The sequence below is a fragment of the Curtobacterium sp. APC 4022 genome, assembly GCF_030407555.1.
Classification (GTDB): Bacteria; Actinomycetota; Actinomycetes; order Actinomycetales; family Microbacteriaceae; genus Curtobacterium.
On record NZ_JASDDD010000003.1, the window covers coordinates 37,756 to 51,237 of the forward strand.

The following is a 13,482-nucleotide window of genomic DNA, read 5'->3' on the forward strand; positions in this document are numbered from 1 at the left end:
GACGGAGGGCTCCGGCGTCACCGTCGACCACGATGGGGTCGTCGTCGACCTGCAGCGTCCAGCGGTGGCCGGGGGCGGTGGTGCGGGCGTCCATCGTCGCCTCGACGACGATCGACGTCAGGTCCACCGGTTGGGTGGTCCTGGACGTGGTCGAGCCGGCAGCGGTCGGGCCTGCCGCGACCGCAGCGGCGTCGAGCCGGGCCAGCAGCAGGAGCTCCTCGACCAGGTCGCCCATCCGGCGGGCTTCGGTGCCGATCCGGTCGACGTTCCGCCGGACCTCGGCTGGGTCGTCGGTGCGCCCGGTCAGCTCGGCGTAGGCGCGGACGGTGGCGATCGGGGTGCGGAGCTCGTGGGAGGCGTCGGCGACGAAGGTCCGCATGCCGGCCTCGGCGTCACGGCGGACGGTCAGGGCACGGGCGACGTGGCCGAGCAGCCGGTTGAGTGCGGCGCCGACCTGGCCGACCTCGCGACTGGCGGCGAGGTCGGCGTCCGCGACCCGGGCGGGGATGTCTGGTTCGCCCCGGTCGAGGTCGAGGGTGGTGACGCTCGACGCCACCGCGGCGACGTGCTCGAGCGGCCGCAGGGACCGGCGGACGAGCAGTGCGCCGGCCCAGCAGGCGACGAGCAGTCCGACGAGGGTGACCGCCGCGATGACGAGCAGCAGACGACCGATCGACGCGTCGAGGTCATCGAGCGGCAGCGCCGTGACGAAGACGTCCCCGTCCGAGCCGACGGCCTGCGCGCGGAAGGCCCCGAGGGTGCCGAGACCCGTCGTGACCGGCTGCCCGGTTGGGTCCAACGCGGCGAGGGTCCGCTGCTGCGCCGTGGTCAGGGTGTGCTGGCGTCCTCGCGCGTCGGTGTAGCCACCGAGGACCACGTCGCCGTCCCGGTAGATCGCGATCACCGTGCCCGCGGACTGCCCGGGAGCGCCGATGAACGTGTTGTCGGGATCGGGCGCAGCGGACGACGAGCCCGACGAAGACGAGGACCCAGACGACGACGATCCCGACGACGACCCGGACGGCGAACCGGTCGGGAACCCGCTCGGCATCCCACCGGGCGGCCCACCGACCACCCGGCTCGCAGCCGTCGCGAGCTCGGCGTCGAGCCGTCCGACCAGGTACCCCCGGTACGCGACGACGGTCACCGCCCCGACGACGACGTTGGTCGCGACGAGCAACAGGGCGACGGCGGCGACGATCCGCCACCGCAGCGACGGCGCCCGCCCGCTCCGACCGCTCACGGGGACGGCCGGAGCACGTACCCGGCTCCGCGGACGGTGTGGATCAGCGGCTCGCGTCCGGCGTCGACCTTCTTCCGGAGGTACGACACGTACATGTCCACGAGGTTCGACGACGACCCGAAGTCCATGCCCCACACGTGTGCCAGCAGGTGTTCGCGCGACAGCACCCGGTTGGCGTTCCGGGCCAGGTGCCGCAGCAGTTCGTACTCGGTGGGGGTGAGGTCGATCGGGTCGTCGCCGCGGCTGACGGTGCGGGTCTCCTCGTCGAGCCGGAGGTCCCCGACCACGACCGCGGTGTCCGCCGCCGCGGTCGCCGCGACCCGGGCCGAGGTCCGGGCGAGGATCCGAGCCCGGGCGACGAGTTCGTCGATGCCGAACGGTTTCGTCAGGTAGTCGTCGCCGCCCCGTGTGAGTCCCGCGAGCCGGTCCTCGGCGGCGTCCCGGGCGGTGAGGAACAGCACCCGGACGTCGTCGCGGGCGTCCCGGAGCCGGTCGAGCACGGTGAAGCCGTCGATGTCCGGCAGCATCACGTCGAGGACGATCACGTCGGGCTGGCCCGCGCGGGCGGCGAAGAGCACGTCCCGTCCGCGGTGGACGGTCTGCACGGCCCACCCGTCGGCGGCGAACGCCAGCCCGACCGCCTCGGCCAGGGCGTGTTCGTCGTCGACGACGAGGACACGGACGGGTGTGCCGTCGGTCCGTGTGAGCGGGGTGCCTGCCACGGGGGCGAGCCTACCCACGGTGCCGTCCGCGTCCTGGTCGTCGTGCACGTGCGCCTACCCCGCCGCGCCGAGGTCGTAGACGGTCTGCCCGCCGACCGTCGTCGCGTCGTAGTTCGCCGCGACCCACTCCGCGATGGCGCTCGCGGTGGACGAACCGCCGCCCATGCCGCCGCCGGTTCCCGAGGCGATGTAGTAGCCGATCCTGCCCGCCGCCACGTCCGCCTGGAACTCCGCCAGGGTCGGGGTGGGGTCGCTCGACCAGCCGCCGATCGCCATCACGGCGGTGTCGGTGTCGAGTTCGAGCTGTGCGGCGGACTGCGAGCCGCCGACCGCGGCGGACCAGGTGGTGTCGGTCGATCGGAGCAGCTCCTCGAGCGCCGAGGACGTCGAGGCGCCGCCGCCCATGCCGCCACCGGTCCGGGAGCCGCCGTCGCTGCTGTCGGACGGGAGGCTCGTCCCCGACCCCGACGCGTTGGTCCCGTCCCCGGTGGTCCCGTCTCCCGTGGTCCCACCCGGCATCGCCGGCGGCTGGCCGCCGTCGGCGCCGGACGGCGGTGTCCCGCCGGGACCGCCCTGTGTGCCGGAGTCGCCGCTGTCGGAGCTGTCGTCCCCGGTGCCGGCGGCCGATCCGCCGGGGCCGTTCGTGCCTCCCGGCATGCCGCCCATGCCACCCGAGGTGCCGGACGGACCGACGCTCGGGATCGAACCGGAGTGCCCGACCGTGGTGGTGACGACCGCGTAGGCGGTGGTGCCGGTGAGGCCGCAGAGCGTACCGACGAGGACACCGACGGCGACGAGGCGACGCAGCTGCGGGACGCTGCCGATCACGATGAGCGCGGCCGAGAGCAGGCCGCCGGCGAGCACCAGCCACCGCAGCCAGGGCAGCCAGTCCGGGTTCTCGTTGAGCAGGCACCAGCTCCAGGCGGCGGTCGCACCGGTCATCGCGGCGAGGCCCAGGCGCCCGGTCGTGCGGTGTCGGGCGTGCCAGAGCAGGGCACCACCGGTCCCGACCAGTCCGGCGATCGCCGGGGTGAGCGCGACCGTGTAGTACGGGTGGATCGTGCCGGACATGTACGAGAAGACCAGCCCGGTGACGAGCAGCCAGCCGCCCCAGAGGACGAGTCCGGCGCGGGCCGGGTCGGCGAGGTGGCGCTGGCCGACGACGACCAGGCCGAGCACGAGGGCGATGAGGGCGGCCGGCAGGAGCCACGAGATCTCGAGGCCCATCTCGGACGAGAACAGCCGGTCGAGTCCGGTCGCGCCGCCGAAGGACGACCCCGCGGTGCCGCCGGTCGCGCCGCCGCCTCCGCCGTTGCCCGAGCCGCCGAAGATCCGGCCGAGCCCGTTGTACCCGAAGACCAGGTCGAGCACCGTGTCGTTCGTCGACCCGCCGATGTACGGGCGGGCGTCCGCCGGCCACAGTGCGACGGCGAGGACCCACCAGCCGGCCGCGACGACGAGCGAGACCGCGGCGATGAGCAGCCCGACGATGCGTCGCGGCCACGAGGTCCGGGCAGCGACCAGGTAGACCAGGCCGAACGCCGGCAGGACGAGCAGCCCCTGCAGCATCTTCGTCAGGAACGCGAACCCGAGCGCGACCCCGGCCAGGGCGAGCCACCGCCAGCTGCCCCGCGGCAGGGCACGCACGGTCGCGTACGCCCCGGCGGTCATGAGGAACACGAGCAGGGCGTCCGGGTTGTCGAAGCGGAACATCAGCGCCGCCGCCGGGGTCGCCGCGACGACGAGGCCCGCGAGCAGTGCGCCGACCCCCGCCGTGGTCGATCCCAGCCGCGCCAGGGTCCGGCGGACCGTGCCCCAGACCAGCGCGACGGTCCCGACGGCCATCAGCGCCTGGGGGAGCAGCAGGCTGGTGCTCGAGAAGCCGAACAGCCGCGCGGACAGCACCATCACCCACAGCGACGCCGGGGGCTTGTCGACCGTGATGAAGTTCGACGAGTCGAGCGAGCCGAAGAAGAACGCCGTCCACGACTTCGTGCCGGCCTGCACCGCGGCGGCGTAGAAGCTGTTGGCGTAGCCGGAGACGCTGAGGTCCCAGAGGTACAGCACGGCGGTCAGGGCGAGGAGCGCCCAGAACGCCGGCCGGAGCCAGCGGGCGTCCTCGCGCTCGCCGAGGAACAGACGAGCGAGGGGCGGGCGACGCCGGACCGGCGCGTCACTGCGCGCGCGGTCGCGACGATCGGTCACGGGTACCGGGTAGGTGGTCATGGCAGCGAGCATCGCGGTCGGGGGTCGACCCGGCCGATGGGTCTGCTGTGGAGCGCCTAAGACCGGCGATCAGGCGGTGGGCGTGCCGCCCGCGGTCGCGGCGTCCTGTCGGACCCGACGACGGGCCTCCCGGAGGCTCGAACGCTGCATCCGCATCGAGGGCCAGCCCGCCGCACGTGCGTGCGCCGCGAGTCCCTGGTCCGGGTTCACCACCACCGGGTTCCCGACGAGCGAGAGCAGCGGGATGTCGTGGCGTGAGTCGGAGTACGCCCAGCACACGGCCGGGTCGGCACCGGTCTCGCTGAGCAGCCGGCGCGCGGCCACGGCCTTGTGCTCGCCGTGCAGGAACGCGCCCTCGAGCCGGCCCGTGTAGGCGCCGTCGCTGGTCTCGAAGACGCTGCCGAGCGCGCCGGTGAGGCCGAGGCTGCGGGCGATCACCTCGGCCAGGAAGGTCGGCGTCGCGGTGACGAGCCACACCTGGTGGCCCTTCGCCAGGTGCTCCTGCGCCAGGGCGGCGGTCTCCGGCCACACGGTCGCGGCGGTGTGGCGGACGTAGACGTCGTCGGAGAGCTTCGCCATGTCGGCGACGGTGATGCCGGTGATGACCTCGAGCCCGCGGGTCTGGGCGGAGGCCAGGTGCCGGTCGTTCTCGCCCCGCACCTTGAACCGGGCGTGCTTCCACCCTGCACTGAGGATGTCCCGCGTGGTGATGAGCCCGGCGGCACGGAGTCCGCGCACCAGGTGGAACGCGCTCGCGCCGTGGATCAGGGTGTTGTCCACGTCGAAGAACGCGAGGACCGGGGTACCCGCCTGCTCGACCGTCATCGGCCCAGGCTAGGCGCTCCCCCTGACCCCTCGCGGACCGGTCAGGAGGTCCAGACGTTCGGCGCGATCTGGTGCAGGGCCTCGCTGCCGGTGTCGGTGAAGCCGTCGCTGACGAGGGACGTCTGGTGTCCCTGTTCGTCGAGCATGCTGACAACGACGGAGGCCCGCCCGACGAAGGAGCCGTCGGCCGCGTTCCCGCCGCACACGGTCCAGTTCCCGACGCTGTCCGGGCCGTCGGCGGCGATCAGACAGGCCCCGCCCTCCTGGCCGACCGCCACCCAGTAGGTCGTCCCGTCGACGGTGCCGACGCGTCGCTGGCTGTTCGGCACGACGGTGTCGTCGGATGCGGTGGAGCCGTCCGGCAGGGCGTCCGACGCCGCGAACGTGCGGTGCAGCACCGTCAGGTACTCGGACACGTCGGTGTGTTCCGCCGCTGCGCTCGTCCGGTGGGGCTTCGTCGGCACGTCGTCGTTGCCCGTGCAGCCGGTGAGTGCGAGCGCTGCCGCAACCGTCACCGCCGCGACGGTCGTCCTCGTGCGTGCCCTCGTGCGTGCTGTGGTCTGTCCCCGCATCGTTTCCCCTCGGCCGATGCCCGCAAGCTAGCGGTCCCCGTGGCTCCGGCGACAGTCCCACTTCCGCGCCGGGTCGGGAGGGGTCAGGCGTAGCGGCGGGCTGCGCGGAGGGCCGCGTCCGTGTACGAGCCGCCGAACAGCAGCACGTGCAACAGCAGCGGTGCCAGCTGGTGCAGCTCGACGCGCTCCTGCCACCCGGCCGCCAGGCGCGACTCGGCGTCGTACGCGGCCAGGACGGTCTCGAGGCGGGGCAGCCCGAACAGTGCGAGCAGCGCCAGGTCCGTCTCGGCGTGCCCACCGTGCGGGTTCGCGTCGATGAGCACCGCTCCGGTCGGCTCGGACCGGTCCCGCGGCCACAGCACGTTGCCGGCCCAGAGGTCCCCGTGCAGTCGGGCTGGGCCGTCACCGACCAGTGCGGGCTGCGGGGACCCGAGCGTGCCGTCCTCCAGCCGGTCGCAGACGCGCTCGAACACGGCCGCTTCTGCCCCGTCGTAGCCGCCCGCGTCGACGATGCGCTGCACGTAGTCGCGGATCCGGTACTCGGCGAAGAACTCGCCCCAGCTGTCGGGTGCCTCGGCGGCGGGCACGAACGGCGTCCGCGAGCGCCCCATCCGCAGCGGCCCGTTCGCGGGGAACCCGGGCGACGGCGCTCCCCAGTGCGACGCCCCGGCAGCGTGGGTGTGGGCGAGCGAACGACCGAAGCGCTCCGCCTGGGCCGCCGAGGGTGCGGCGTCGGAGATGAACTCGAGCTCGAGCACCGTCGGACGTGGGCGTGCCATGACCCGGGCTGTGCGGGTACCGCCGGCGTCCTCGGCCTCGGCGAGCCACTCCAGTCCGGCCGCCTCGGCAGCGGCCTCGTCCGGGCTGGTGAAGGTCTTGACGTAGGTCTCCGACATCACCCCATCCTGCCCGCGCACGCTCGGCGAGCGCACACCGCGCACACCGCCGCGCGCCGTCCGGGCCTCACACCGCGTCGACCAGCGCCCGCGCCAACGGGTGCCACGGCCGCGACGACGGCCCCGACAGCACCAGGGTCCGCTCGTACCGCGGCGCCACCGGCAGCATCACGAGCCCCGCGGGCAGCATCACGCGGCCGAGGGTCGGCACGATCGACACCCCCTCGCCGCGCTCGATCATCCCGAACATCGTGCTCATCTCCCGCACTCGATGGGCGTACCGGAAGGGCTGCCCCGCGAGCTCGTGCATCCGCTGGATCTGGTGCTCGCAGCCCCCGCCGCCGGCGACCAGGCCGTCGTCGTGCAGGTCGTCGAGCGTCAACGCCTCGGCAGCGGCGAGCGGGTGGTCGCGTCGCACCACGGCGGCCATCTCGTCGGTCGCCACGACGACCCCGCCGTCCGGCACGGTGACCGGGTCGACGAGCACCGCGGCGTCGACCGTCCCGGCTTCGAGCCACTCCGGCATCTCGTCGTCGTCGCCCTCGTAGACCTGCACGTCGACGTCGGGCAGCGTCACCGCCCAGAGTTCCCGGAGGCGCGGGAGCAGCCCTTGGCAGACGGTCGGGACGGCGGCGAGGCGCACGGTGCCGCGGGCCGTGGCGGGCCGGACCACGGCCTCCAGGGCGTCGACGGAGGCGAGCACGCTGCGGGCGTGGGCCAGCAGCCGCTCGCCCAGCGGGGTCGGGACGGTCGCGGAGCCACGGCGGACGACGGGGCCGCCGACCTCGCGCTCGAGTCCGGCGACGGCGTGCGAGACGGCGGACTGGCCGACCCCGAGGGCGACGGCCGCCGTGGTGAACGAGCCGGCGTCGACGGTCGCGACGAAGGCGCGGAGCTGGGGGAGCGAGACGGTCATGCGTGTCCTTCATGTCGGCATGAGGTCCATGCGTTTGCCGCATGTGCGTGGTGTGCCGAGACTAGGCCACATGAACGCCCTCCTCTACGTGCTCGTCGCCCTGACCTGGGGATCGAGCTTCTTCTTCGCGAAGATCGGGCTCGACGGCCTGGCACCCCAGCAGGTCGCCACCGTCCGCACCGTGCTCGGTGCGCTGACGCTCGTCGTGGTGCTCCTCGTCACGCGCCGTCGCTGGCCGCGGGAGAAGCGGGTCTGGGGGCACCTGCTCGTCGTCGCGGTGTTCCTCAACGCCGTCCCGTCCTCGCTGATGGCATGGGCGGAGCAGACCGTGCCGTCGGGCCTCGCGAGCATCTACAACGCGACGACGCCGATCATGACGCTGCTCGCGTTGGCCGTGCTGGTCCCCACCGAACGGCTCAGCCGTCGGCAGGTGGCCGGGATCGTCCTCGGCATCGTCGGGGTGCTCGTCCTGGTCGGGCCGTGGGACGTCCTCGGCGACCAGGAGGTCCTGGCGAGCGTCCCCGGCCAGGTCGCGCTGCTCGGCATGACCGCCTCGTACGGCATCGGCCTCGCGTGGCTCCGCCGCTTCGGCGTCGGCGGCGGGTACGACCCGACCACCGTCGCGACGGTGCAGCTCACCCTCGCGGCCGGGTTGATGCTGGTGGTCGCGCCCGTCGTCGCCACCGGTCCGGTGCAGCTGGACTGGAGGATCGTGGGCGCCATGGTCGCGCTCGGTGCCGTGGGCACGGGGCTGGCCTACGCGTGGAACACCCGGCTGGTCGGTGCGTGGGGCGCGGGCCGGGCCTCCACGGTGACCTACCTGACGCCGGTCGTCGGGGTCGCGCTCGGCGTCCTCGTCCTCGGTGAGCCGCTGCGGTGGAACGAGCCCGTGGGTGGGTTGGTCGTGCTCGCCGGGATCGCGTTGGCCTCCGGGCTGCTCGGGGCGCGGCGGCGACGGGTCGCGGCCTCGACGGTGTGACCGGCGGCACCACCCGGCCCGTACGCTGGCCGGGTGCCCGACGCCCCGACCACCTCGACGGTCCGCCTGCTGTTCGCGTCCTCGCACCCCGGCCCGACCGTCACCGTCACCGTCCTCGCCGCGGTCATCGCCACCGCGGTCGGGCACCCGTTCTGGGTCGTGCTGCTCGTGGCACTCGCCGTGGTCGCCGGTCAGCTGTCGATCGGGCTCGCGAACGACTGGATCGACGCCGACCGTGACCGCGCGGTGGGGCGGAGTGACAAGCCGGTCGCCCGTGGCCTGATCGCGGTCGGCACGGTCCGGACCGCCGCGTTCGTGACCGCCGGCGTCGCGGTCGTCCTCTCGCTGTTCCTCGGCCCGGTCGCCGCCGTCGCCCACGTCGTCCTCGTCGCGGCCGGCTGGGCCTACGACGCCGGACTCAAGCGGTCCGTCGCCTCGGTGGTGCCGTTCGTCGTGGCGTTCGGGCTCCTCCCGGTCGTCGCGGTCGCCGCCGGTCCCGACGGCGGGTGGCCGGCGACGTGGGCGATCGTCACCGGAGCGGTGTTCGGCATCGCGATCCACTGCACCAACGTCCTGCCGGACCTGGTCGACGACGCGGCCACCGGTGTCCGGGGCTTCCCGCACCGCCTCGGACTGCACGCGTCCGGGATCGTGGCGTTCGGCTCGCTCGTCGTCGCTGCCGTGCTGGTGCTCGTCGGGCAGCTGGGTGGCGACGACCCGGTCCGTGGTGTCGGGGCGGTGCTCGCGGTCCTCGGTGCCGTCGTGGTGGTCGTCCTCGCGGTGGTCGGGGTCCGGCTCGTGCTCACCGGTCCGCCGACACGCACGCTGTTCCGGCTCGTCATCGCGTCGTCGCTCGTGCTCGTCGTCGAGCTCGGGTTCGCCGGAGCCGCCCTCGTGGCCTGAGTCCTGCTCGGGTGCGCCGCTACAGTGCACCATGACCGAAACCACGCCCACCTCCCGCCCGCTCCGGCTCGGGGTGTTGGCCGTCTCCCGGAAGGCCGACGAACGTCGCCTGCCGATCCACCCCGCCCACTTCGGGCGCATCGACCCGGACCTGCGCGCTCAGATGGTCCTGGAGCGTGGGTACGGGGACCGGTTCGGTGTGCCCGACGCCGACCTCGAGCCGCTCGTCGCCGGCATGGCCACGCGCGCCGAGATCATCGCCACCGCCGACGTGGTGCTCCTGCCGAAGCCGCTCGCCGCCGACCTCGCCGACCTCCGCGACGGACAGGTGCTCTGGGGCTGGCCGCACTGCGTGCAGGACCAGGAGCTGACGCAGCTCGCGATCGACAAGCGCCTGACCCTGATCGCCTGGGAGGCCATGAACCACTGGCGCGAGGACGGCGGCTTCAGCCTGCACGTGTTCCACAAGAACAACGAGCTCGCCGGGTACTGCTCGGTCCTGCACGGACTGCAGCTCTGCGGCTCGACGGGGGACTACGGCCGTCGCCTGACCGCCGTCGTGATCGGCTTCGGTGCCACGGCTCGTGGCGCGGTCACGGCGTTGAACGCGCACGGGGTCCACGACGTCCGCGTCCTGACGAACCGGGACATCGCGGCGGTCGGGTCGCCGATCCCGTCGGTCGACATCCTGCAGTTCGAGCACGACGACCACGAGCCCTTCGCGAGCACGGTCCGGACGCCCGACGGCCCGGTGCCGCTGGCGCCCTACCTGGCCGAGAACGACATCGTCGTGAACTGCACGCTCCAGGACCCGAACGCACCGCTGACCTACCTGCGGACCGAGGACCTCGACGCCTTCCGTCCCGGCAGCCTCATCGTGGACGTGTCGATCGACGAGGGCATGGGCTTCGACTGGGCACGCTCGACGTCCTTCGCCGAACCGATGGTCACGGTCGGGGACTCGACGAACTACTACGCCGTCGACCACAGCCCGTCACTGCTCTGGAACTCGTCGACGTGGGAGATCAGCGAGGCGCTGATGCCGTTCCTCCGCACCGTGATGTCGGGGCCGTCGGCCTGGGCCGAGTCCGACACGATCCGCCGGGCGATCGAGATCGAGGACGGGCAGGTCCGCAACGACGCGATCCTGGCGTTCCAGGGTCGTGCGGCCGAGTACCCGCACGCGGTCACCGCCTGACGAGGCGACCGGAACGGCGTCTGGCCGAGACACGTCGGTCGGCCCGAGACGCCGCCGAATCCTGCGGCGTCCTGGGCGCTCGGCGGCGTCCTGCACAGACGGGCCCGTCTCGACCGGCCGCCCGTCCGTCCGCCCGCCCGCCGACTACGCCCACGCCATCGCGTAGAGCCGGGCGAGCGCACCCGAGGTCGGGAGGGCCAGGACGGACCGGAGCAGCGCCTCCCGGCCGACGCCGACCGCGTCCGGGACGGCACGACCGAGGGCCATGTTCGCCTCGGCCTGCCGACCCGCTCGACGGGCGGCGGCTTGTCGGCGCCGTGCGTAGGACGGCCACGGTCCGGCCTCGCCGGTCCGCACCGCGTCACTGAGCAGGGGCGCGAGGTCCGCCGCGTCCAGCCAGCCGAGGTTCATGCCCTGCCCGCCGATCGGGCTGATCTCGTGGGCCGCGTCGCCGATCAGGACGACGCGTCCGACGCCGATGCGCTCGGCGGTCCGCCGGCGGACGCGGAACGCGCTGAGCATCGAGCAGGTGGCCGGGTCGGGTGCGACGCCGGTGCGGTCGCGGACGATCGCGGCGAGCCGGGAGGCGCGTCCCGCCTCCGGTGCGTCCGCTGCGGTGGTCGGGGCGGACCCCTCCACGAGCGGGTCGTCGTCCGGGAGGAGCGCGACGTAGCGGCGACGGCCGCGCGGGAGCGGGAAGGACTCGACGACCCCGGCCGGTCCGACGTCGACGAGCGCGGTCGCGCGGGCATCGGCGTCCTCGGGGTCCGCGAAGTCGCCCATCACGTAGCGGTCGGGGTAGTCGCGGCCGGTCGTGCCGATGCCGAGCAGGTCCCGGACGACGCTGCGGGCCCCGTCGGCACCGACCACGAACGAGGCCCGGACGCTGACCGTCCGGCCGTCCCGGTCGGTGCCGGTCGCGTCGACGTGGTCGGCGTGTCGGTCGAGGCCGACGAGTGCGGTGCCGGTGCGGAGGGCATCCGGCGCGGCGGCGACCAGCCGCTCGCGCAGCAGGGTCTCGGTGCGGTGCTGGTCGAGCGTCGCCACGTACGGGTGGGTGTCGGAGGCCCGGTCGAACGACAGCGCGCCGAGCACCCGGCCGCGGCTGCGGGCGACACCGGTGCGGACGAGCACGGCCTCCTCGAGCACCGGACCGGCCAGGCCGACCTCGGCGAACGCGTCGAGCGACGGCGGGTGGATGCCGATGGCGCGGGAGCCGACCGGGTCGGTGGTCCGCCGTTCCCACACCTGGACCGCGGTGCCGCGTGCTGCGAGGAGCGCGCCGAGGAACAGGCCGACCGGTCCGCCGCCGACGACGAGGACGTCCGTGGTGTCCGTGGTCATTGGGCGAGCCTACGCAGGGCCGGGCGTACGGGCGGTCGGGGTGCGGATCGTGACCGGCGGCCGGACCCCCAAAGAGCCCTTTGACGGTCGTTCGGCCCGGCTGCCACGATGCCCTCATGTCCACCGTCGACGAGCTCCGCGCGACCGCCCGCGCGCAGGCTGACGGCCCCGGCGTCACCACGGACGCCGAACTCTGGGTGGACCCGGAGACCTGGCGTCGGGTGGTGCAGCACATCGGGCAGGCGTCCGCGATCCTGCACGCCGCTGCCCGCCCGCCGCGGACACCCGGCACGCGTCCGGTGTCCGTCACGGCCGCCCTCTTCCCCCTCCGCCGCTCGTGAGCACCACGGTCGACCGGTTCGGTCCGCTCCGGTCCGCGCCCTTCCGGTGGTTGCTGGCCGCGCGGACGACGAGCATCCTCGGCAACGCCGTCGCCCCGATCGCCCTGGCGTTCGCGGTGCTCGACCTGACCGGGTCCGCGGCGGACCTGGGTCTCGTCGTGGCGTCCCGGTCGGTCGCGAACGTCGCCGTCCTGCTGTTCGGTGGGGTGATCGCGGACCGGCTGCCGCGGGACGTGGTCCTGGTCGGGACGTCGTTCGCGGCCGCCGTCACGCAGGGCGCCGTGGCAGTGCTCGTCATCATCGGGTCGGCGAGCATCCCGTCGCTCGTGGTGCTGAGCGTCCTGAACGGAGCGGTCGCCGCCGTCAGCCTGCCCGCCGCGGGAGCACTCGTGCCCGACACCGTCCCCGAGACGCAGCTCCGGCCGGCGAACGCCCTGCTCCGCCTCGGTCTCAACGGCGGGAGCATCCTCGGCGCCTCGGCCGGTGCCGGACTCGTCGCGGTGGTCGGACCCGGGTGGGGGCTCGCCGTCGACGCGGCGGGCTTCGCAGTGGCCGGGGTCCTGTTCGGGCGGATGCGACTGCCGCGCGGGGCCCCCGACGTCGGCCGGACGGAGCGCACCTCGGTCGTCGCGGACCTCCGGGAGGGCTGGCGCGAGTTCGTCAGCCGCCGCTGGGTCTGGATCGTGGTGCTGCAGTTCGCCGTGCTCAACGCCGCCTTCGTCGGTGCCACGGCGGTGCTCGGGCCGGTCGTCGCAGACGCCTCGTTCGGCAGGGCGGCGTGGGGCCTCGTCGTCGCCGCGCTGTCGGTCGGGCTCGCGGTCGGCGCGGTGGTCGCGCTCCGCTGGCACCCGCGACACGCGCTCGGCATCGGGGTGGCGCTCATGGTCGTGGCCGCGGTGCCGGTCCTCACCCTGGCGCTCCGCCCCTCCGTGCCGGCGTTGATCGTGTCGTTCGCGGTCGCCGGAGCCGCGATCGAGGTCTTCTCGATCGCGTGGGACCAGTCCCTGCAGACGAACGTGCCACGGGACGTCCTGGCCCGCGTCTACTCGTACGACGCCGTCGGGTCGGTCGTCGCCGTGCCCTTCGGCGAGGCCCTCGTCGGCCCGCTCGCACACACGGTCGGCACCACGCCGACCCTGCTCGGGTGCGCCCTGCTCATCGTCGTCGCCACCGTGGCGGCCGCGGTCACGCCGAGCGTCCGGCGGGTGACGGTCCTGGAGGCTCGTCCCGCCTGATCCCGCAGGCCCCGGTCCCGCGGGCGGTCACGCCAGGCATGACACCACCCGACACCACACCACCAGACACCACAACAGCCGG

At 74.0% G+C, this 13,482-nt stretch carries 13 protein-coding genes; 5 read left to right on the forward strand and 8 right to left on the reverse strand.

What is annotated here, in order from left to right; translation table 11 throughout:
• The 7 genes from QL987_RS01185 to QL987_RS01215 all read right to left on the reverse strand — a co-directional run.
• A partial coding sequence (locus QL987_RS01185; protein WP_290155879.1) for a histidine kinase dimerization/phospho-acceptor domain-containing protein occupies nt 1–1,243 on the reverse strand: 1,243 nt, incomplete at its 3' end.
• Nucleotides 1,240–1,965, reverse strand: coding sequence for a response regulator transcription factor (locus QL987_RS01190; protein WP_290155881.1), 726 nt, complete (start codon nt 1,963–1,965; stop codon nt 1,240–1,242). The genes QL987_RS01190 and QL987_RS01185, both read right to left, overlap by 4 nt.
• A 54-nt stretch (nt 1,966–2,019) precedes the next feature.
• Entirely contained in the window at nt 2,020–4,170 is a 2,151-nt protein-coding gene (locus tag QL987_RS01195) for a glycosyltransferase family 39 protein (protein WP_290155882.1), read from the reverse strand.
• A gap of 90 nt (nt 4,171–4,260) precedes the next feature.
• The gene (locus tag QL987_RS01200) at nt 4,261–5,016 is read right to left on the reverse strand and encodes an HAD-IB family hydrolase (RefSeq protein WP_290155883.1); all 756 of its coding nucleotides are present in this window, start codon (nt 5,014–5,016) and stop codon (nt 4,261–4,263) included.
• 41 nt (nt 5,017–5,057) lie between these two features.
• Entirely contained in the window at nt 5,058–5,531 is a 474-nt protein-coding gene (locus QL987_RS01205; RefSeq protein ID WP_290155884.1) for a hypothetical protein, read from the reverse strand.
• A gap of 140 nt (nt 5,532–5,671) precedes the next feature.
• Entirely contained in the window at nt 5,672–6,484 is an 813-nt protein-coding gene (locus tag QL987_RS01210; RefSeq protein WP_290155885.1) for a fructosamine kinase family protein, read from the reverse strand.
• 67 nt (nt 6,485–6,551) lie between these two features.
• Nucleotides 6,552–7,400 carry a LysR family transcriptional regulator gene (locus tag QL987_RS01215; RefSeq protein WP_290155886.1) on the reverse strand — a complete coding sequence of 283 codons (849 nt, stop codon included), beginning with the start codon at nt 7,398–7,400 and terminating at the stop codon, nt 6,552–6,554.
• A gap of 70 nt (nt 7,401–7,470) precedes the next feature.
• Here QL987_RS01215 and QL987_RS01220 point away from each other — a divergent pair, with 70 nt between their 5' ends.
• The 3 genes from QL987_RS01220 to QL987_RS01230 are packed head-to-tail and all read left to right on the forward strand — an operon-like array spanning nt 7,471 to nt 10,480.
• Complete coding sequence (locus QL987_RS01220) at nt 7,471–8,379, forward strand: DMT family transporter (protein WP_290155887.1); 909 nt, start codon at nt 7,471–7,473, stop codon at nt 8,377–8,379.
• Between the two features lie 33 nt (nt 8,380–8,412).
• Complete coding sequence (locus QL987_RS01225) at nt 8,413–9,282, forward strand: UbiA family prenyltransferase (RefSeq protein ID WP_290155889.1); 870 nt, start codon at nt 8,413–8,415, stop codon at nt 9,280–9,282.
• Nucleotides 9,283–9,313: 31 nt separating this feature from the next.
• Entirely contained in the window at nt 9,314–10,480 is a 1,167-nt protein-coding gene (locus QL987_RS01230; protein WP_290155891.1) for a N(5)-(carboxyethyl)ornithine synthase, read from the forward strand.
• Nucleotides 10,481–10,624: 144 nt separating this feature from the next.
• On the opposite strand, the gene QL987_RS01235 is transcribed toward QL987_RS01230, so the two are convergent.
• Nucleotides 10,625–11,824: an FAD-dependent monooxygenase gene (locus QL987_RS01235; RefSeq protein WP_290155892.1), complete on the reverse strand. Its 1,200-nt coding sequence runs from the start codon at nt 11,822–11,824 to the stop codon at nt 10,625–10,627.
• A gap of 116 nt (nt 11,825–11,940) precedes the next feature.
• On the opposite strand from QL987_RS01235, the gene QL987_RS01240 reads away from it, so the two are divergent.
• Entirely contained in the window at nt 11,941–12,165 is a 225-nt protein-coding gene (locus QL987_RS01240) for a hypothetical protein (protein ID WP_253464432.1), read from the forward strand.
• Nucleotides 12,162–13,400, forward strand: a complete 1,239-nt coding sequence (locus tag QL987_RS01245) for an MFS transporter (protein ID WP_290155893.1) — start codon at nt 12,162–12,164, stop codon at nt 13,398–13,400. Before QL987_RS01240 ends, QL987_RS01245 begins: the two co-directional genes overlap by 4 nt.
• The last annotated feature ends 82 nt before the right edge of the window (nt 13,401–13,482 follow it).